The 20,650-nt window shown below is 45.4% G+C and carries 20 protein-coding genes; all 20 read right to left on the reverse strand.

Annotation, left to right across the window (positions count from 1 at the left end):
• Positions 1-62: 62 nt before the first annotated feature.
• Complete coding sequence (locus tag ACFQ3Q_RS11730) at positions 63-695, reverse strand: response regulator (protein ID WP_380746057.1); 633 nt, start codon at positions 693-695, stop codon at positions 63-65.
• The gene (locus ACFQ3Q_RS11735; RefSeq protein ID WP_380746059.1) at positions 670-1,476 is read right to left on the reverse strand and encodes a sensor histidine kinase; all 807 of its coding nucleotides are present in this window, start codon (positions 1,474-1,476) and stop codon (positions 670-672) included. Before ACFQ3Q_RS11735 ends, ACFQ3Q_RS11730 begins: the two co-directional genes overlap by 26 nt.
• Positions 1,477-1,615: 139 nt before the next feature.
• Positions 1,616-2,341, reverse strand: coding sequence for a hypothetical protein (locus tag ACFQ3Q_RS11740; protein WP_380746061.1), 726 nt, complete (start codon positions 2,339-2,341; stop codon positions 1,616-1,618).
• 10 nt (positions 2,342-2,351) lie between these two features.
• Entirely contained in the window at positions 2,352-2,756 is a 405-nt protein-coding gene (locus ACFQ3Q_RS11745; RefSeq protein WP_380746063.1) for a hypothetical protein, read from the reverse strand.
• Positions 2,757-2,945: 189 nt separating this feature from the next.
• Positions 2,946-3,110, reverse strand: a complete 165-nt coding sequence (locus tag ACFQ3Q_RS11750; protein WP_380746065.1) for a hypothetical protein — start codon at positions 3,108-3,110, stop codon at positions 2,946-2,948.
• Between the two features lie 151 nt (positions 3,111-3,261).
• A complete protein-coding gene (locus ACFQ3Q_RS11755) occupies positions 3,262-3,669 on the reverse strand; it encodes a hypothetical protein (RefSeq protein ID WP_380746067.1) in 408 nt (135 codons plus the stop codon).
• Between the two features lie 2 nt (positions 3,670-3,671).
• Positions 3,672-4,445, reverse strand: a complete 774-nt coding sequence (locus ACFQ3Q_RS11760) for a hypothetical protein (protein WP_380746069.1) — start codon at positions 4,443-4,445, stop codon at positions 3,672-3,674.
• A 2-nt stretch (positions 4,446-4,447) separates the two neighbouring features.
• Entirely contained in the window at positions 4,448-4,837 is a 390-nt protein-coding gene (locus ACFQ3Q_RS11765; protein ID WP_380746071.1) for a hypothetical protein, read from the reverse strand.
• Between the two features lie 577 nt (positions 4,838-5,414).
• Positions 5,415-6,287 (reverse strand): 5-oxoprolinase subunit C family protein, encoded by an 873-nt coding sequence (locus ACFQ3Q_RS11770; protein ID WP_380746073.1) that lies wholly within the window; start codon positions 6,285-6,287, stop codon positions 5,415-5,417.
• Positions 6,268-7,002, reverse strand: coding sequence for a 5-oxoprolinase subunit PxpB (pxpB, locus tag ACFQ3Q_RS11775; RefSeq protein ID WP_380746075.1), 735 nt, complete (start codon positions 7,000-7,002; stop codon positions 6,268-6,270). Before pxpB ends, ACFQ3Q_RS11770 begins: the two co-directional genes overlap by 20 nt.
• Entirely contained in the window at positions 6,999-7,736 is a 738-nt protein-coding gene (gene pxpA, locus ACFQ3Q_RS11780; protein WP_380746077.1) for a 5-oxoprolinase subunit PxpA, read from the reverse strand. Before pxpA ends, pxpB begins: the two co-directional genes overlap by 4 nt.
• Before the next feature lie 3 nt (positions 7,737-7,739).
• Positions 7,740-8,960 (reverse strand): Nramp family divalent metal transporter, encoded by a 1,221-nt coding sequence (locus ACFQ3Q_RS11785; RefSeq protein ID WP_380746079.1) that lies wholly within the window; start codon positions 8,958-8,960, stop codon positions 7,740-7,742.
• Entirely contained in the window at positions 8,957-10,111 is a 1,155-nt protein-coding gene (locus tag ACFQ3Q_RS11790) for a DUF2891 domain-containing protein (protein WP_380746081.1), read from the reverse strand. The genes ACFQ3Q_RS11785 and ACFQ3Q_RS11790 overlap by 4 nt, the downstream gene beginning before the upstream one ends.
• 129 nt (positions 10,112-10,240) lie before the next feature.
• Entirely contained in the window at positions 10,241-11,779 is a 1,539-nt protein-coding gene (locus tag ACFQ3Q_RS11795; protein WP_380746083.1) for a YifB family Mg chelatase-like AAA ATPase, read from the reverse strand.
• A gap of 46 nt (positions 11,780-11,825) precedes the next feature.
• Positions 11,826-12,683 (reverse strand): N-acetylglucosamine kinase, encoded by an 858-nt coding sequence (locus ACFQ3Q_RS11800; RefSeq protein WP_380746085.1) that lies wholly within the window; start codon positions 12,681-12,683, stop codon positions 11,826-11,828.
• A 114-nt stretch (positions 12,684-12,797) separates the two neighbouring features.
• A complete protein-coding gene (gene gap / locus ACFQ3Q_RS11805; protein WP_380746087.1) occupies positions 12,798-13,796 on the reverse strand; it encodes a type I glyceraldehyde-3-phosphate dehydrogenase in 999 nt (332 codons plus the stop codon).
• A 17-nt stretch (positions 13,797-13,813) separates the two neighbouring features.
• On the reverse strand, positions 13,814-14,800 hold the full coding sequence (gene pfkA, locus ACFQ3Q_RS11810) for a 6-phosphofructokinase (RefSeq protein WP_380746089.1): 987 nt from the start codon (positions 14,798-14,800) through the stop codon (positions 13,814-13,816).
• Positions 14,801-14,924: 124 nt separating this feature from the next.
• Positions 14,925-16,367: an alpha-amylase family glycosyl hydrolase gene (locus tag ACFQ3Q_RS11815; RefSeq protein WP_380746091.1), complete on the reverse strand. Its 1,443-nt coding sequence runs from the start codon at positions 16,365-16,367 to the stop codon at positions 14,925-14,927.
• Positions 16,368-16,388: 21 nt separating this feature from the next.
• Positions 16,389-18,254 (reverse strand): glycoside hydrolase family 13 protein, encoded by a 1,866-nt coding sequence (locus ACFQ3Q_RS11820; RefSeq protein ID WP_380746093.1) that lies wholly within the window; start codon positions 18,252-18,254, stop codon positions 16,389-16,391.
• Positions 18,255-18,343: 89 nt separating this feature from the next.
• Positions 18,344-20,650 carry a glycoside hydrolase family 65 protein gene (locus tag ACFQ3Q_RS11825; RefSeq protein WP_380746095.1) on the reverse strand — a complete coding sequence of 769 codons (2,307 nt, stop codon included), beginning with the start codon at positions 20,648-20,650 and terminating at the stop codon, positions 18,344-18,346.

A 20,650-nucleotide genomic window follows, 5' to 3' on the forward strand; every position in this document is an offset into this window, starting at 1 on the left:
TACAGAGGAATCTGCGTATTCTGAAAACAATTAATTTTATTTAACTGAAGTGATCCTGGGAATTATACCTCGAGGATCTTGTGCTTCACGGCAAAGAGCACCAGCCCAATACGGTTCTTTACCTGCAGTTTATTGAAGAGGCTTTCCCGGTAGCCGTCTATGGTTTTAGGGCTCAGGTTCATTTGCCCGGCGATCTCCTTATAGGTCATTTCGGTACAGGCCAGTTCCAGGAATTCCAGTTCGCGGTCGGTGATATTCTTAACGTTCTTCTCGGCCGGGCCGTGGTTCATCGCGTGGGCAGTGGCTTCGGTAAAGTAGTAGCCGTTCTGCATCACTTCTTCCAGGGCCAGGAGAAACTCGTCGGGTTCGATATCCTTAAGCAGGTAGCCGCGGCAACCCAGGTTGAGCATTTTGATGATGGTCTCCTCATCGTGCTCCATCGTAAGCGCCAGCACTTTCTGGGCAGGATGGTTTTCCTTTAACCAGGCCATCACTTCCAGCCCGTTCATTACGGGCATCCGTATATCCAGCAACACAATATCGGGTTTGATCTTGTTGCCTTTAATATATTTCACCAGTTCCTCTCCGTTTTTCATCACTTCGAGAACCTCATAATTCTGAAAGGAATCCACAAGCCTCTTTAAAGACATTGCGAAAAGATTGTGGTCATCAACGATTATTATCGTCCTGCTCATTTTTGGTGGTTTTGGTTGGATAACGTAAAGATAAGGAAGTTCCTTCACCCGGAGCAGAATCGAGGCTGAATTCGGCATTTATGAGCTCTGCCCTGTTCTTCATATTCAGAAGGCCGGAACTTTTCTGAACCTCTTCAGGGTCAAAGCCGGTACCGTTATCGGTCACCACTATCTTCAGTTCTCCGGGAAGATAGTCCATCCTAAGGCTCAGCAGTTCAGCTTTGGAATGCTTGACCACGTTAGAAAAGAATTCCTGCAGGATCCTGAAGAGGATAATGGCATCCTGTTTAGGCAGCTCATGTTCTTCCCCGGTGATCTCGAGCCTGGTGCCTATCACATTCAGTCTTTCAAAGCGGGCAAATTCATTTTTCACCGAAGCCTTTAAGCCTGCATATTCCACCACATCGCTGTTCAGGGACTTTGAAAGCGCCCTTACTTCCTGCAGAGAACTGGCCACGATCTCCTTTACTTCCTTCACCGATTCGTTATTGGGGTCGTCTGAAGTCCTGGCGAGGATGTTCAGCTGCATATTGGCCACCGAAAGCAGCTGGCCGATATTATCGTGCAGCTCCCAGCCCACGTTCTTAAGCGTCTGGTCCTGGATCTCCAGCCTGGAGCGCACCAGCTCCTCTTCATAACGCTTACGGGCCTCATATTGGTCTATTAACAGCTTATTCTTGCGCCTCTGGTAGGTGATAAAGAAAATAATGGTGAAGGCGGTAAGCATCAGGATCACCACCACAAAATAGACGATAAGCAGAATATCTTCTTCAGCAAGCATCAGGACTTAGTTAGTGCATACAAGTATAAGCATTTCTGCTCAATTTTTTCCTGAAGTTCGCGGCCCAAAAAACATCTGCTCAGGCGTACCGGGATATGATTCCTTCTCTGAAGTCAAACAAGAAGCTTTACCCGGCTAACTAAATATATTGTTTCTCCCGTTTTTTCCTGATCTCTATAATAAAACCCAGGGTGTAGAACCCGTACATCACGAAATTCAGCAAAGCAAGTACCGTCAAGTAGATGTCCACAAATTCAGGACTTGTTTTCATTACCGCGAAATTATTATAAAGGAACATAGGAGTGAAAGCAAGGTAATTTAACAGAGTTCCGGAGGCGATATAGAAAGAAATATCTTTATAAAAGCTAAGGATCTTATCACTTTTCAATAATTGATAAAAATAGAAGCCAATACTCACCGACAGTAAAAGTGTACCCAACAGGAAGGTATAAGCGGAATAACCCGTAAAAAATTTTCCGGAAACAATGAGGTTAATCCAGGCTGAGAGCAGGTAAAAAACACATACCCCCCTTAAAACCTTTTTTATTTTAGAACCGGACAGTTGAGATATGAAAAACAGGCTGAAGAATAGAAAAACAAAAATATTATAGGAGTTATAAAGCCAGTAATTTCTCTGCCAGACCGTATTCTCTATAAAACCGAAGATCGTATAATCACTATAATAGGCTAACCTAACATAGGCACCTGACAGATCTATGAAAAAGGTGATCCATAAAAAATAAACAAAACGACGTGTCCAGCGGCCCGTTTCCCGCACATTGAGCAAATAAATTAATCCCGCTAAGGCCGCACAGAATTCCCAAAGCCAGGCTCTGAAGATCGAGCCTATAAAATTTTCTAACACAACTATGATTTTAATACGTTGTTGGAGGCACTCCTCCTTCTCCGTTATTCAACGGATCTATATCATAATTGTTAATCTGGGTGGTCTGGGTCGAGTCGGCTGCAGAGGCTTCTTCTAAGGTAGGTGCCAGGAAAACGGTACTGTAGCCCTTTTTACCGCCTTCTCCTTTGCCATAGTCAGGTCCCTCCCCCGGTTTATAAGATCCAAAATAGATACGCACCCCGGGCTTGCTGCCTGCCGGAGATTCTTCTTTAATATAATCTATAAACTCCTGAAGTACATCCAGGCTGAACCAGAACTCCCTGGTATCCTGAAATCCCCGGGCATTCCTTATTTCCTGTGCGCGGGTTCCCACCCACTGGTCCTGAAGTTTTCTGGCGTCATCCACCTCAATACATTGATCTGGTCTTGGCATAATTAAGTTATTTGGTTGGTTTATTGTTGGTTAGGCTAAACTTAGAAATATTTATAGGAATTTTCCTATAGAAAATTAAAAAAGGGGGAAAAATCCCCCCTAAAGAATTCTTATCTGATGTGAACGCAGAAGCTCCGTTTGCTTTTATAACTGACCCGGTAAGGAAACAAGTTTATTTCAAGGCGTCCCTTAGCCTGTCACCTTCCCCTGCATAAGGTAAATTATGATAAAACCGGCAGCAAATATCGTATACATAAAGAAGTTGGAGCCATCCAGAACATAGCCGTATAATTCCCTAAAATCATCATTTTGCGAAATATATTTCTGGAATATAAAGATTGGGGTAGCACTCAATCTGGAAATTAAAAGACCTATTGAAATATAAAGCGCTAATTCTGTTTTAAAGTTAAGTATCCTTTCGGAACCAATAATTTCAAGATAATACAGGCCAATGCTTACGCAATTTAAAAATGTGCCGGAAATAAATACAAAAGAAGAGGTTGTATTAAAAAAAAGTATTCCCTAAGCCAAAGCTCACCAGGCTACTAAGCGAATAAAGGCCAATCAAAATGTAAATAAAACTTCTTCTTTTAGAAGATTTAATTTGCAGTGCAAAATAGATCGAATAGATTCCTACTACAATTATTTGACATACATTATAAATCCATATATGGGAAGCAAAAGGAGTCTCTTTCACGAATTCCAGATACTTAAAATCGTATACGTGTCCATAGAGCCCCCAACTGAGCGCAGTGATATCATATACAAAAATAAAGACAAGCAGGTACACCAGGAGCTTTACGTCTTTTCCCGGGGACCTGCTTTTAAACAGGTAGAATAAACCCGAAAGGGCCGCAATGATCTCAAAGATATAGGTGATATAGAGCTCCTGCTCAATGAAAATTTCCCACAAACCTAAAGCGTATTTTTGGCATTATCCAGGACTGGCTTTTGCATCTTCCCTCCCTTGTTGTTCTTCTTCCTAAGTTCCAGGTATTTTATAATAAACCCGGCAGCGAACATCGTATACATAAAGAAATTGGAGCCATCCAGAACATAGTTGTAGACCTCCCGAAATTCAGGGTTTTCGGCAATGAATTTCTGAAATAAGAAAATAGGGGTTGCACATAATTGCCTTACTAATAGTCCAATGGAAATATATAAAGCCAGTTCGGTCTTAAACCTTAAGATCCTTTCGGTTCCGACAAGCTCCAGGTAATAAAGCCCGATAGACAGACTTATTATAAATGTCCCGAAAATATATCCGAAAGGAGAAGTAGTTTTAAAAAAGGCATCCCCGATACCGAAACTTACCACACTACTTAACATGTATAGACCAATTAAGATATAAATAAACTTTCTTCTTCTTAGGGAGGCAAGCTGAAGTGCAAAATAGTTTGAGAAAAGAGCAACAGAAATTATATTACCCGCATTTGCGATCCAAAAATGTGATGCAAAAGGAGAGTCGTTCACGAACTCCAGGTACTTAAAATCGTATACGTGTCCATAAAGTCCCCAGCTAAGGGCGGTAATATCATAAACAAAAATAAAGACAAGCAGGTACACCAGGAGCTTTACATCTCTTCCCGGGGACCTGCTTTTAAAAAGGTAGAATAAACCGGCCAGGGCTGCTAAAATCTCAAAGATATACGAGATATAGAGCTGGTTGCTTATAAATATTTCCCACAAAATTAAATGCTGTTATAATTGGTTGGAGGCCATTTGGTACTACCATCATTATAGGCTTCCAGGGAATAATCGTTAGAATTCACCATTTCGGTACTCCCGTCATCATTTGTTTGCTCTTCTTCTTTTGTTGGCGCAAGAAACACGGTGGTAAGGCCTTTGGTTGGATTAGGCCCGCCACCCTGGGCGTACTTCCCGTAATAAACGCGTATGCCCGGTTTCTCTTCTGCCGGGATATGCTCTTTTACATACTTGATGTACTTCTCAAGTTCTTCAATGCTGAACCAGGTTTCATAAGCATCTTTAAGGCCTTTACCCTTTATTGCATTGCCGGGCCCTTTGAGCCAGTTCTTCAACAGGTCTGTTGCATCTTTTGGTGGAATTCTTTTTCCCATAATATTGGTTTTTTACAAACCCACTGGGTTTGCTTGGTTAGTATGCTTAAAAATAGAAAATTAAATCAATTTAATCTCCCGGCGGGCTCAAAAAGGGGAATAATCCCCTTGTGGAGAGCCCGTTCCTCAGCTACATTTGACATAGTCATTTTAGTTTACTAAAGTGTTTTGGGGCAAAAAAGTGTCGTTCAAATGTGAGGAGTATTATCTGGTAGGGCATTTAATACTTTAAATAGCACTGGAAACGGCACTTTTTTATTTGCCCGTTCTTATCCCTAACAGGCATTACTTTATAACATCTTACCGATTTCGTTTCATTTCTAAAAGCCTGTGGATAAACCCGAAGGCAAAAACAGAGTACATAAAAAAATTGCCGGTCTTAAATAATAGCAGAAAGGGGAAAAATCCCCTTGTAGCGGGGCTGTTTCTCCCCTACATTTGACATAGTCATTTTAGTTAGCTAAAGTGTTTTGGGGCAAAAAAGTGTCGGTCGAATGTGAGGAGTATTATCTGGTAGGGCATTTAATACTTCAAATAGCACTGGAAACCGCACTTTTTTATTTGCCTCATTTTCTTCTCAGGCAATCGCTTCCATATTAAATTTAACAGCATCTCCCTGTATCTTCTGGGCGATGGCATTCACCGCATATTCACTTAACTGCAGGATCCTGGGATAACCGCCCGTGGTCTGGCAATCCCGCATCAGTACGATAAGTTTTCCTCCCGGGGTAAGCTGCACGGTTCCCGGCAGCACCGGGCCCGTAATAATAGGCTCCAGCTCATTGGCAAAGGTCTCCTGCAGCTGTATGGCCATCCGGTTATTATTTCGAGAGATGCTGAAATAGGACTCCCTGAGCACCAGCTTCTGGGTTTCCGAAAGCACCTTGAACTCCGGCCCGGGATACACCTCGATCTCTTCTGTAGCCAGGTAATCGGCTGAAAATTTCAGGGAAGAATGGGTTTCATACTTCTCCTTTTGGGTTTCCCGGTAGCTCAGCGTCATTCCTTTTTCCAGCCGGTAATGATCTGTAAGCCCCTCGTACCAGCTGCGGCTCTCCAGTACTTTCGGGCTCCTGAAGCCCTGCTTTACCGCAAGGTAACAGCGGCAGCCCAGCTCCCGTTTGCCAAAGGCCAGGATATCCCCGGCTTCAATTTTTATCACTTCGTTATTCTCCACCGGCTTCCCGTTCACCTCGGGAGACAGGTTGGCCCCGCTAATGGCGATCTTTGCCGGGGCGCCGAATTTCAGTTTGGGCCCCATCTGGGTGATCTCCAGCACGGCGGCATCAGCCTGGTTCTGGAGGATGAGATTGGCTGTTTTAGCAGCGTATTTATCCATCGCCCCGCTTACCGGAACTCCATACTCCCGAAACCCGGTCCTGCCGGAATCCTGGATGGTTGAAAATAACCCGGGATGTAACACCTCAACTTCAGCCATTATATCTTTCACTTTTTAATTCGAAATTTCCGTTCGCCACCTCCCTGGAGATCTTCCCGAATTCCTCTTTGGAAACCTCGTAGAATTTCAGCTTGTCCCCGGCCAAAATTTCACAGGGCGGCTTTTTATTTTTGTCGAAAAAAGGCACGGGACAATTGCCCAAAATCTGCCAGCCCCCGGGGCTGGATTTCGGGTAAATTCCGGTCTGGTTTTCCCCTATTCCCACGGCTCCTTTTTTCACCTCTTTTCGGGGTACATCTTTACGGGAGATCTGCAGCTTTTCATCAAGCCCTCCCAGGTATAAAAACCCGGGTAAAAAACCTGTAAAATAGACCGTGTAAACCGGGGCGGTATGCAGCCCGATGACCTCGGAAACCGAGAGGTTTTTCTCTTTGGAGATAAGCTCCAGGTCCAGCCCGAATTCCTTATCGTAACATACAGGAATATGAAAAAGACGGGTGTCCTGTTTTTTTACTATCTTGGCTTCCCCGAACAGCTGTTTTACCGCTGAAATCTCACCATAGACATCTTCTATAGGATACTCGTAAATGATTAATAACGAGTTATATGTATTGATTATCTCAAGTTTTAGTTCAAGATAATATTCCTCGAGCTTATTTTTGTAAAAAAGCAGTTTTTCAAGCAGGTCTTCGCTTATCTCCGGTTCAAATTGCACAAGAATTGCCCGCTCCCCCATCGCTCTTATTTCCGGAAATTCTTTGCTCATGTGTTTTTGATCTTTATGTTGTTTTCTGAAAATTTCTGGTGCAGATAGTTCAAAATCTCAATGGAATCCGGCGTGTCACTATGCAGGCAAAACGTGTCTGCTTTACAGGGAATTTCTGCCCCGTTCTCACAGCGTATTTTTTCTTCTGAAAACATCCTGAAAAGATGCTCAAATACCTCCTCTTTTTTGGTGATCACGGCCCCGGTTTCTGACCGCGAAACCAGGCTGTAATTTTCGTTATAATTCCGGTCTGCAAAACCTTCATAAACCACCCGCATTTTACCTTCAGCCATTTCCGAAATTATGGATCCTGGAGGCGCGTAAAGTGCAAAATCATCTTCGAATTCCAGCAGGGCATCGAGCACGGTCTTCGCGATATTTTCATTGGCAGCGGCATCGTTATAAAGTGCCCCGTGAGGTTTTACGTGGCTGAGCTTTGCCCCTTCGGCTTCGGTAATCTGCTTCAGGCTTAACACCTGCGCGATAATGGAAAGCCTCAGGTCTTCATCTGAAATCCCCAGGGAGCTCCTTCCGAAGTTCTCCTTATCGGGATACGAAGGGTGTGCCCCTATCTCCACATTATATTCCATCGCCAGGTCTACGGTATGCTGCATACTCTCCAGGGTACCCGCGTGGCCGCCACAGGCGATATTACAGGCCGAAATTAGTGGCATAAGGCCGGCATCGTACTCGCCGCCTTCGCCCAGGTCGCAATTTATATGTATCTCTCTCATAGCTTACAGGTTCTGAAGTACGGTGATCACAGATTTAAGTCCCAGGAACACCGCCAGAGCGATCACCAGAAGCCCAAGGATGTTCTGCCGCACAGAATTCCTGTGTTCTCCCAGCACCGATCGTTTATTGACTATCCAAAATAAGAAAATTGCGATGACGGGCAAGAGAATACCATTGGCAATTTGCGCAAACTGAATGATCTCTATGGGTTTTATCTGCAGTGAAGAGAAGATCACCCCCAGCACCAGTACCGTTGCCCATACCGCTTTAAAGCGCTTAGAGCCCATCCCGCCCTTCCAGCCGAAGCAGCCTTTTACCACATAGGCCGCAGCCAAAGGAGCGGTAATGGAGGAAGTAATACCCGCGGCAAGCAGGCCAATGGCCATAAACCAGGTGGCAAACTTCCCGAACAGCGGCTCAAGGCCCACGGCAAGATCGGCCGCATTCTCGACATTGGTAAGGCCCGCGCCGGCAGCGCAGATCACTATGGCCATAGAAACGGCGCCGCCAAGAAAGATGGAAACCCGCAATTCTTTTTGAGCCACCGGCAATTCTGCGGCGTCCTTCCACTTTTCGCTTACCAGCGAGGCGTGCAGGAACAAATTATAAGGCACCACGGTGGTTCCCACCAGCGCAATGACCGTCAGGGTACCTTCAGCAAAATGACCGGGGATAAAGCCTTTTAAAATACCCAGAATATCGGGTTTGGTGATCACTGCGGTGACCAGGAAGGCAATGCTCATCAGCAACACCAGGGCAATAAAGACCTTTTCCAGGGCCTTATAACTCCCTAAGAACAAGAGGATAAAAGCGATCCCGCCAATAAGAGCACTCCAGAGGTTCAGGGAAAAAGCGCCTGCCTGCAGGTTTCCTTTTCCGAAGACCGCTTCCAGGCCCAGCACCGCACCGGTGATATTCCCGGCTTCATAGGCGGCATTCCCGATCACGATAGCCGAGAAGATAAGCGCTATGGCCAAGATCTTGAAGGTCCTGCCTTTTATCTCTTCCCTGATGATCTCGCTTAGGCCTTTTTGAGAGATCAGGCCCAGCCTTGCCGACATCTCCTGGAGGATCACACAGGCCAGGATAGATAAGATAAGGGCCCATAAGAGCCCGTACTGGAATCTCACCCCCGCAAGGGTGCACACGGTTACCGTTCCCGGCCCGATGAAGGCGGCAGAAACGAGTACTCCGGGACCAAGATTCTTTATAAAATTTTTCACTTAAGCCTTTTGGATTCCTGAAGCGCATACAGGGCAAAGCTGCCCAGCCAGTGACCTCCTTCATAGGAATCGCCCACAAGGTTCGGGAAAGAATAGGCCACGTGCTTATCGGCCAAAGTCTTAAGATGCCCGAATTCCTCGGGATAATCGGCAGCAAGGCCATAAAACACCCAGGCACGGCTGAAGTTCAGCCCGTCAAGATGAACAAGCTTCCCGTCGGTCCTGTCTGACACTTCGGCAACGTTCATCATAAAATCCTCATCCTTGAGTTGTGGCAGGAAATCGTCTATCCATAGGCTAAAGGCGTTCTTAGGAAGCACCTTTCGCATAAGGTCCACTTCCTCGAGGCAGGGCGAAAGAAAATCATAACCGCTGGGTTCCCAGCCAATGGGGCAGCCATCGTCTTTCAGGTAGAAATTCCGAGCCCGGTTCGAGATCATCTGGTCCAGCTCCTCATTCTTGGTCGCCTGCGCATAGTCGTAAGCCAGGCTAAGACCAAAAGCGGTATTGGTATGCTCTCCCACCCTGATAGGGTAATTAAGCTTAGGCAGGAATTCGAGATACCTGTTCACAATGAGATCGGTAAGCGGCTGCAGGTTCTGGTCGAGCTCCTTAGCCAGCGGATCGTCCCAGGTCTTCAGGGCTTCAGAAAGCTTCAGGAGCCAGGCCCAGCCATAAGTTCTTTCATAAGAGTCGCTCTCTTCCCTTTGGAAATATTCCAGTTCTCCCCGGATATTTTCGGCAGAAAGCGAATTCTTAAGTATTTCCCTTATCTGTTCGGCTTTTTCAAGCTTCGGAAAAGTCTTTAACAGATTCACTAAAGCCCAGTGCCCGTGCACCGACGAATGCCAGTCAAAACACCCGTAAAAAGCGGGGTGAAGTTCGTGCGGCTCGCCCAGCGCCTCTTTATTTTCAAGGGTTTGCCCCAGCTTATTGGGGTATTCGGTTTGCAGACAGGCCAGGGGAAGCTCCGCCAGTTTGTTGGCCTGTTCCAGGCTTAACTCAACGGTTTCTTCTCCCATAATTCTCTTGGTAATGTCTTTTTGAAGGGTATCGGCAGTAGTTTCGGCGGGTTTGCCGGTAGCTTCGGGGTCTTCATTTTTACAGCTTAAAATAAGTAAGGGTAACAGAAGGAGCAGATATTTTTTCATTGGTATTAGATTGTAAAGGCTAAAGATAACCTTAAAAGAAAAAAATAATGTTTCAATCTTGTTAATTTCCGGATCGAGACACTTTCCCTCAAATTTATTAAAAAAACCGAAGCTTTAAGACATATGGTTTTAGCCCAACCAGCCTTCCCTGTCCAGGCTGCGGTATTGTATGGCTTCACTGATATGCCGGCTGCATATATTTTCTGCCGAATCAAGATCGGCTATGGTTCGGGACACCTTCAGGATACGATCGTAAGCCCGGGCAGAAAGACTGAGCCTTTCCATCGCGGTCTTTAAAAGCTGTTTGGAAGACTCATCAAGATCGCAGAATTCCCTGATGTGTTTCACGCTCATCTGCGCATTGTAATGCACCTTATCAGAATCCCTGAAACGCGCCGTTTGTATCTCCCTGGCTTTTGTGACCCGTTCCCTGATCTTCACACTGGGCTCGCCGTTTCTCTCTTCACTGAGCTTTTCAAAAGGCACCGGGGTCACCTCAATATGGATATCGATACGGTCCAGCAAAGGCCCGCTGATGCGGCTAAGATAGCGCTGCATCTCTGCCGGGGAAGAGGTCACCGGCGCATCGGGATCGTTAAAATAGCCACCCGGACTGGGATTCATACTCGCCACCAGCATAAAACTGGAGGGATAGGTCACCGTGAATTTGGCGCGGGAGATGGTCACCTCCCGGTCTTCAAGGGGCTGCCGCATCACTTCAAGCACGCTCCGCTTAAATTCCGGAAGCTCGTCCAAAAAAAGCACGCCGTTGTGAGAAAGCGAGATCTCCCCGGGTTGCGGATAGGCGCCACCGCCAACCAGGGCAACATCTGAAATGGTGTGGTGCGGGCTCCGGAAAGGCCGCTGGGACATAAGCCCTACACTCTCCTTTAGCCTGCCCACCACGCTGTGGATCTTGGTGGTCTCGAGAGCCTCGTGCAGGGTCATTGGCGGGAGGATGCTGGGCAGCCTTTTGGCAAGCATCGTTTTCCCGGCTCCGGGAGGGCCTATCAGGATGATATTATGCCCCCCGGCCGCAGCGATCTCCATACAGCGCTTTATGGACTCCTGCCCTTTCACATCAGCGAAATCGTGATCCTGCTGTTCCAGGTTGTTGTAAAATTCCTCCCGGGTATTGATAATGGTCTTCTCAAGGGAAGCATTATCATTAAAGAAACCGATCACCTCGATGATATTCCCGATCCCATACACCTCAAGCCCGCTGACGATAGCAGCTTCTTTAGCATTTTGTGCAGGCAGAATAAAGCCCTTAAAACCTTCCTTTTTCGCCTGTATGGCAATAGGCAAGGCGCCTTTTATGGGCTGTAGGCTTCCGTCCAGCGAAAGCTCTCCCATAATAAGGTAATCTGAAATATTCTCAGCTTTGATTTGTCCGGAGGCGGCAAGTATTCCCAGGGCAAAAGTAAGATCGTAGGCAGAGCCCTCCTTCCGCATATCGGCGGGAGCCATATTCACAATGATCTTCTTTCCGGGAAAATTATATCCGTTATTCTGAAGTGCTGCGGCAATCCTGAAACTGCTCTCTTTCACCGCATTATCGGGCAGGCCTACAAGATGATAGCCTATACCCCGGGCCACATTGACCTCTACCGTAATCGTGGTAGCTTCTACCCCAAATACGGCACTCCCGTAAACCTTTACCAACATTTAAAGAATTATTTCCCTAAATGTAGCAAATAAAACTTTCTGTTTATCAGGGAGTTAGTACGTTTTTTCTGTAATGTTCGATGAGCGCGTCAATAGGTCTTCTTACAATGTTACCGATCTCAATTCCGTAAGGCTGTGCCACGGCGCGAATAATGTCTTCGCTGAAGTAGGCGATTGTCCCGATAAAGTGAACCGGCACAGTTTGGGCCTGCTTATAGCAAAGCACTCTTGAATGAAGAAAATCGTCTATACCTTCGTATACAAGTTTGTAAAAGTACCCGTTACGCTCGTTACTGAAGATGAATTCAGCAAAAGAGGCTAAATAGGTATTTGGATTTTCTTTGCGGTAAAGGTTTTTCTTTATCTCATCGGAATCCAGTTTGAATTTCTCCTCGAACTTTGAAACAAGTTCCGGGGGCATTCTTTTGTAGTAATAATCGCGGATAAGTCTTTTTCCGAAGTAATTCCCGCTGGCTTCATCCATAAGGATATAACCAAGAGAATGAACGGCCTGGTGGATCTCTTTCCCGTCAAAATAACAGCTGTTAGAACCGGTTCCCAAAATACAAACTATCCCGGGCTCTGTAGTTGCGGCATAAACAGCAGCCACCATATCTTCCAGCACCAGTACTTCTTCTACATTGGTAAAGAAATTACCTATTATATCCTCAAGAAGTTTCCGGGGAGTCTCGGTACCACAGCCGGCACCGTAAAAATGAACTCTCTCTACTTTATCTTTAACTTCCCTTAGGTCGTTGTTTTCTTCGATTCGCTGTTCCAGAACAAGCTCAGGAAATACCGCGGGATTCAGTCCTTTGGTACGTGTTTTGAAAATTTGTTCTCCTTTGGCGTCCAATAAAATCCAATCACATTTTGTTGAGCCACCGTCCGCTATTAATATCATTTGTGAGGTATAGTTAAAATACAAGAAGCCTGAAAAAAACAGCCTTCAGATTAATAATTTGATAAAACCATTAATCCTGCAGCACTTATTCTCTTCAGGCTTTTATATTGCATATTATAATGAAGCAACGTGTGCTGCCAGTTCTATCAGTTTAGCAGAATAACCATATTCGTTATCATACCAGGCCACTAATTTAAAGAAATTATCGTTCAAAGCAATCCCTGCTTCGGCATCAAAATTACAGGTATGTGCATCTGATACGTAATCCTGAGACACCACCATCTCATCGGTATAAGAGATCACTCCTTTATAGGCTCCTTCAGAAGCTTTCTTAAAGGCCGCCTTGATGTCTTCATAAGAAGTTGACTTCTCGGTTCTTACGGTAAGATCCACCACAGAAACATCGGCTGTAGGAACTCTAAAAGCCATTCCGGTAAGCTTCCCTTCGAGGGCCGGAATTACTTTGGTTACGGCAACAGCAGCTCCTGTTGAAGTTGGAATAATATTATTAATTGCGCTTCTTCCCAGCCTGTAATTCTTCTTGGAAGGAGAATCTACGGTGAACTGAGTTGAAGTACTCGCGTGAACTGTGGTCATAAGTCCTTCCACAATTCCGAATTCGTCTTCGATCACTTTTGCAAGCGGCGCAAGACAGTTGGTGGTACAGGATGCATTGGAAACGATATTGTCTTCCGGCTTGGCATCTTTATGGTTAACCCCCATCACGAACATAGGCACGTCTTTAGACGGTGCAGAGATCACTACTTTCTTAGCTCCTGCTTTAAGGTGCTTTCCTGCAGTGTCTTTGTCCTTGAAGATCCCTGTACATTCCAACACCACGTCTGCTCCAACAGCATCCCACTTAAGGTCTTCAGGATTCTTTTCGGCAGTTACGCGGATGGTATTTCCGTTCACCACAAGATTCCCGTCTTTTACCTCTACCTTACCGGCAAACTTTCCGTGTACAGAGTCATATTTCAACATATAAGCCAGGTGATCTACATCGAGTAAATCATTAATCGCTACTACTTCTACATTATCGTTCTGAGCCGCAATTCTGAAGGCGATACGCCCGATACGACCAAAACCGTTAATTCCAATTTTTGTACTCATCTTTCTAAATTTTAAATTTACACTGAAGTGATGTCTGCCACCCTTCTTAATTCTTTATCTATTTTAGCTTCTCCTTTAATCGCTTCCTCCAGCGGTACGAACACGACCTTTTGATGGTGAATTCCCACCATAGCGCCGCGCTTACCGTCCAGCAAGCCTTCTACAGCTCCAACGCCAAGTTTGCTTGCCAGCACCCTGTCGGCACAACTCGGAGAGCCCCCTCTTTGAATATGGCCGAGTACCGAAACCCTGATCTCATAGTCATCGAGATTCTCTTCGATAAATTCGGCGAGTTCAAAAATATTCTTTCCGCTTTTTTCCCCTTCGGCAACCACAATGATACTTGAGGTCTTACCCGATTTTTTACTTCTCTTAAGGGAATCGATCAAACGATCGGCCCCTGTTTCTTCCTCGGGGATAAGGATCTCTTCGGCTCCGGCTCCAATACCGCTGTTTAAAGCGATATCTCCGGCATCACGCCCCATCACCTCAATTAAGAACAATCGGTTGTGGGAACTTGCCGTGTCACGTATCTTATCTATGGCCTCTACCACGGTATTGAGTGCGGTATCGTAACCTAGTGTGAAATCGGTGCCGTTTATATCATTATCTATGGTAGCAGGAATCCCTATGATAGGAATATCGAATTCCTGGCTCAAATAAAGGCCTCCGGTAAAAGTACCGTCCCCGCCAATGACTATAAGCGCATCCACACCTTTCTCCTTCAGCTTCTCGTAAGCTTTGGCGCGACCTTCTTTGGTCTTGAACTCCATAGATCGGGTGGATTTTAAGAATGTTCCACCCTTGTTAATTATATTTCTTACTGAACGGGCATCAAGATCTTCAAAGTCTCCTTCTATAAGTCCCTGATATCCTCTGTAAACTCCAACACAGCTAACACTGTAATAAGAGCACGACCTCACTACCGCCCTTATCGCGGCATTCATCCCGGGGGCATCCCCACCGGAGGTCAACACTGCTATTTTACTGATTTTTTTCGCCATCAGCTCAAAACTATTTGAATTAAACAAGATAACCTAATTTTACAAGAAACTAAAACGTTTTCGGTTGATAACTAACAAAAACAGGCGCTTTGAAGCGCCTGTTTTTAAGAATTTATGAAAATCTTTACTTATTTATCAATATTTCGTATTCCCAGGCATCAAACTCCCGTTCCTGATCTTTTTTCAGTGTTAACGCATCACCACTCATATAATCGGTAAACTCACCCTGTGCCTCAAGCCTGAACTTTACCGGCTTATCTGTTAAATTTGCTATAAAAATCACTTCCTCGCCATCTTTCTGTCTTTTGAAGGAAAGGATCTTCTCTTCCGCCGAATTCTTCAAGGCTTCATAAGTGGCTGCATTTTTACCGCCCTGCAGGGCCGCGTTCTCATTTTTAAGCTGCCCCAGTTTTTCCATAATTGGCCAAACTTTGCCTTTGGTATGTGGAATCGTATCCTTTTCGAAGAATTTCAGCCGCTTGTGCAAATCGTATTCCTGCCCGCTATAGATAAGCGGCATTCCGGGAATGGTATAGGTAAGAGCCAGGAAGGTCTCTGAGGCATCCCCCATTCTTTCCTTCACCGTACCGTTCCAGGAGTTCTCGTCGTGATTGGTCACGAAATTCATCAGAAAATCGTCTTCCTGGTAGGTAGTGTCGATCTTCTTCATATAAGCATCCCAGTCTTTCGCGGTCTTCTTTCCCTGGGCGATATCGTTCATAATATGATGACCTTCCCAGTTATATCCCATATCAAAAGCTTCTTCAAACAGGTCTTTATCTTCAGACTCTGCCAACATAAAAACCGGCTTGGTCTCCTCGATCTCTTTTACGATCTGTTCCCAGAATTCGGTTGGGACCTCCCCGGCAACATCGGCTCTGAAACCATCAATATCGTGGTTCTCTACCCAATACTTCATCTCTCCCTTCATTGCTGACCAAAGCTCCTTATTGTCATAGTTAAGGTCGGCAACATCTGTCCAGCCCCAGGATTCCCCGGTTTCAGGATTCAGCGGATCTACGATCTCTCCTTTTTCGTTCTGGGTATAATATTCAGGATGCTCGGTGATCCACTCGTGGTCCCAGCCGGTATGATTGGCAACCCAGTCCAGGATCACGTAAATCCCGTTCTCGTGGGCTGTATCCACCAGCTCCTGAAAATCCTCTTCGGTCCCATATTCCTTATTTACTGCTGAATAGTCGGCTATGGCATAATAACTGCCAAGATACTTTTTACGCTCTTCAGGATCCTCGATATCTTCAACCGAAAGATCTCCGGTTGCCTTCCTGTTCTTCATAGAAATAGGATAAATGGGCATCACCCAGATGATCTTCACCCCAAGTTCCTTAAGCTGCGGAATATCTTTTGTAAAGGCATCGAAAGTTCCTTCGGGCGAGTACTGACGGATATTGGCTTCGTAGATCACCGCGCTTTCCATCACTTGGTCATTTATTGGAGCCAAAGAATCCTGCTCGGTAAGAGTGGAAGTTTCTTTGCTTTTTTTCGACTCCTTCTTACAGGCTGCCAGCATAAAGACCGCCAGCAGGATCAGCATTATTTTTTTCATAGTTTAAGTTGTTTATTGGTATTATTCGGTTTTTGTGCTAAATATATAAGCGCCTTCTGCAGGAAGCTGAAGACTGTCCTTCCAGGTGAAATTCTCCCCGGTAATGATGTTGACAAGGCTTTGGTCTTTCAGTCCTAATTCTGCGAACCGCTCAAGATCTAAAGTATAAGGCTCTTCATTTTTGTTCAGGATCACCACCACAGTTTCCTTTTCACCTTTTCTTGCCAGCAAATAGGTTTTATCCTGCGGGGCAAAATGAATGGTCTTTCCCTGATGAATAGCTTCACTGTCTTTCCGGTAGTTCAATAAGGTTTTGAGAAATTCCTGCATTTCGGCCTTTTCTTCAGGAAGTCCCTCGCCGGTAAAGGCATTTACCTCATCCCCTTCCCAGCCGCCGGGGAAATCGGTCCTGATAAGCCCGTGGTCACCCGGTTTTTCAGTATCATCCATCAGGATCTCGGTCCCGTAATAAAGTTGCGGGGTTCTTGGCAAAGCAAGCAAATAAGCCAGGGCCATTTTTGTTTTGGTTACATCTTCCTTCAACTGCGTGAAGATCCTGCTCATATCGTGATTATCAGGAAAGATCAGAAGATCTTCAGGCCTTGGATATACAAAATCGTTTGCCAGTCCTTCATAGATCTTGATAAGACCTGTGTCCCATTTTTCTTCCTCATTCAGAGCCTGCACGATCTTTCCCTGCATCGCAAAATCCATTGCAGACCTTAGATTGGACTCATAGCCGTCTTTATTATTTACCCCATCCTGCCAGTATCTGATCAATAAGGGGTTGTTGCTCCACTCTTCCCCAACGATATTGAAATTGGGGTATTCTTTCATAATGGCACCTGCCCAGTCGCTCATAAACTCCTTATCGGGATAAGGGTAAGTATCCTGGCGAATCCCGCCGAGATTCAGGGTTTCTATCCACCAGATGCTGTTCTGGATCAGGTATCTGGCCATAAAAGGGTTGCGCTGATTTAGATCGGGCATAGAATCCACAAACCAGCCGTCACTCATTCTCTTGCTGTCTGCTTTTGAAGCATACATATCCTGGTTGGTGGTCCTGCGGTGATTAGAATAGATCGCTTTCTTCCCATTCTCGTATCGCTCCTGGTAATTTATCCAGTCGTCAAAAGGCAGGTCTTCCATCCACCAGTGTTCTATTCCCGAGTGGTTTGCCACCTGGTCCATAATCAGCTTTATCTCACGCTCACCGGCCTTATCGGCCAGCTCCTTATACTCGGCTAAAGTCCCGAACCGCGGATCTACCTTGTAAAAATCGGTCATCGCATACCCGTGGTAAGAGCCCGATTCCATATCGTTTATCAGTAAAGGGGAAGACCAGAGCGCGGTAAAGCCCATTTCTTCTATATAATCCAGGTGATCTATGATCCCGCGAATATCGCCACCGTGTCTTGCATAATCGTCCTTTCTGTCTATGGCCTTTTCATTTAAAGACGTTTCTATGTCATTGGAAGGATCACCATTAGCGAAACGATCGGGCGTTATCAGGTAAATCGCATCAGAACTATTAAAACCAACATATTCTTCAGCAGGTTTTGAACGCTGCTTCAGCTCATACTCATAGGTTTCTTTAGAACCATCTTCATAATTAAACACGAGTTCGAATTTTCCCGGTTCGGCATTTTCCGAAATATTAAGGTCTACAAACAGGTAATTTGGGCTATCGGCCTTGTACACACTGTCTATGCTTACTCCCTTATAATCGATTTCAGGAGTTGCCTTACCCGCGTTTTCTCCATAAACCAGAAGCTGTAATTCTGTATTCTTAAAGCCGGTCCACCAGTTAGGCGGTTCTACTCTTTCTATCTGGGCAGTGAGATTAGCGCAAAGGAACAGCCCTATTAAAAAAGTAAGTTTTTTCATTTTTTAGATTTTCGAGGTTTTACTATGCCATAAGTTCGGGCAGGACCAGGAACACCTGATCTGCCCGGGATTGGACTAATCCAATATCTTTAAACTTTCAGGGGTTTGTCCGGACTAACTTCAACAAGCTCTCCATTTAGCAAAATTTCCAGGGGCCCTTCTCCTTCCAGTAAAAAGCTGGTCTCATTTTCGGAAACCTCAATCTTCAAGATCTGGTTCCTGAAATTCACCTTGAAAGAATAAGCCTTCCACTGTGCAGGGATCCTCGGGTTGAATGAGAGCTTGTCATCTTCAATTCTCATTCCTCCAAATCCTTCCACGATACTCATCCAGGTTCCTGCCATACTGGTAATATGGCAACCCTGCTCCACCTCCTTGTTATAGTCATCAAGATCGAGCCTTGAGGTACGAAGATAGAATTCATAGGCCTGCTCCATTCTTCCAAGGACAGCAGCCTGAATACTGTGCACACAAGGCGAAAGCGAGGATTCGTGAACCGTTAACGGCTCATAGAAATTGAAGTGTTTCTCAAGCTCTTCCCTGCTGAAATGGTCTTCAAAGAAATAGAAACCCTGAAGCACATCGGCCTGTTTTATATAACAGGAACGCAATATCCTGTCCCAGCTCCACTTCTGATTGATAGGCCGCTGAGCTCTGTCAAGCTCTGTAACCGGGATGATCTCTTTATCCAGGAAGCCATCCTGCTGCAGGTAGACCCCGTGCTCCTCAGAATATGGGAAGTACATATTTTCAGCAACTTCCTTCCAGTCCATAAGTTCGGCATCATTAAGCCCGGTAAGACCAATGATGCGGTCATAATCTTCCTTAAAGCCGTCCTTCACCTTATCTATCATCTCCATACAGTACTCGATACACCATTTAGCCAGGTAATTGGTATACCAGTTGTTCTGCACGTTGTTTTCATATTCGTTAGGCCCGGTCACCCCAAGGATCACATATTTACCTTTGGGTTTACTGAAGTTGGCGCGTTGTTGCCAGAACCTGGCGATAGCGATCATCACTTCCAGGCCTTTTTCAGGAATATAATCGAAGTCTCCGGTATAGCGCACATAGTTATGGATGGCGAAAACCATCGCCCCGTTACGGTGTATCTCTTCAAAAGTGATCTCCCACTCGTTATGGCTTTCTTCCCCATTCATTGTAACCATAGGATAGAGCGCCGCACCATTGGAAAAACCGAGTTTCTCTGCATTCTCCTGCGCCTTTTCCAGGTGGTTGTAACGGTAGCTCAAAAGGTTCCTTGCCACCTGCTGGTCTTTGGTCGCCATATAAAAAGGAATACAGTAAGCTTCGGTATCCCAGTAGGTGCTTCCCCCGTATTTCTCGCCGGTGAATCCTTTAGGCCCGATATTCAGTCTCTCATCTTTCCCAAGATAGGTCTGGTTAAGCTGAAAGATATTGAACCTGATGCCCTGCTGAGCCTTTACATCTCCGGAAATACTGATGTCTGCCATTTCCCAGATCTTTGCCCAGGCCTCTTTCTGCTCGGCCTTCAGCTTATCAAATCCTGAACTTACAGCCTTATGAAGCACTTTATTAGCCGCCGAAATAAGGTCGCTGCGCTTGTGATTCATATCGGTCACATAACCGGCATATTTACGCAGGTTCAGCTTCTGTCCTTTTTCGGCTTTCAGGTTATAAGAAAAAGTAAGTTTATCTTCGGTTGAAGTTTGGCTAAAATCAATATCCTTTTTCTCTCCGTTTATAAAAACCTCATTTTGCATATAGGTTCCTACGTGAAATTCGGTCTTTAAGGTCTTTGAGAGCACAAAACCGCGATCGGCCTCTGACGTCACTTCAAGGGTTTTCCAAAAACGCTCATCCCAGTTGGCATCGGTATTAGTGATACCTCCGTCAACATAGGGTTCAAAGATCACCTCGGCATCTGAGTTAAGCAGCTCAATTTCAAAGTCTATCGCTCCAAGCTCATCTTCAACTATAGAAAGGAACCTTGTCGCTTTCACTTCAATTTCAATATCATTTAGAAGAATGGCCACGAAACTTCTCCGGTGGTAACCCTCCTTCATATTCAGTTCGCGCCTGAAATCCTTCACCTTTTTACACTTGTAAAGGTCAAGTACTTCTCCGTTCACCACCACATTTAAACCTATCCAGTTTGGCGCATTAAGCACCTTTGCAAAATATTCCGGGTAGCCATTCTTCCACCAGCCCACTTTGGTCTTATCGGGATAATAAACTCCTCCAATATAGCTTCCCTGAAAACTGGGGCCGGAATACTGTTCCTCAAAATTGGCTCTTTGCCCCATTGCTCCGTTCCCAATACTGAAAAGACTTTCTGACGATTTTACCCGATCTACATCAAATCCTTCTTCAATTATGGACCAAGCATCCGGTTGTATATAATCCTGATTCAT

The organism is Salegentibacter chungangensis, from assembly GCF_042678405.1.
Lineage (GTDB): Bacteria > Bacteroidota > Bacteroidia > Flavobacteriales > Flavobacteriaceae > Salegentibacter_A > Salegentibacter_A chungangensis.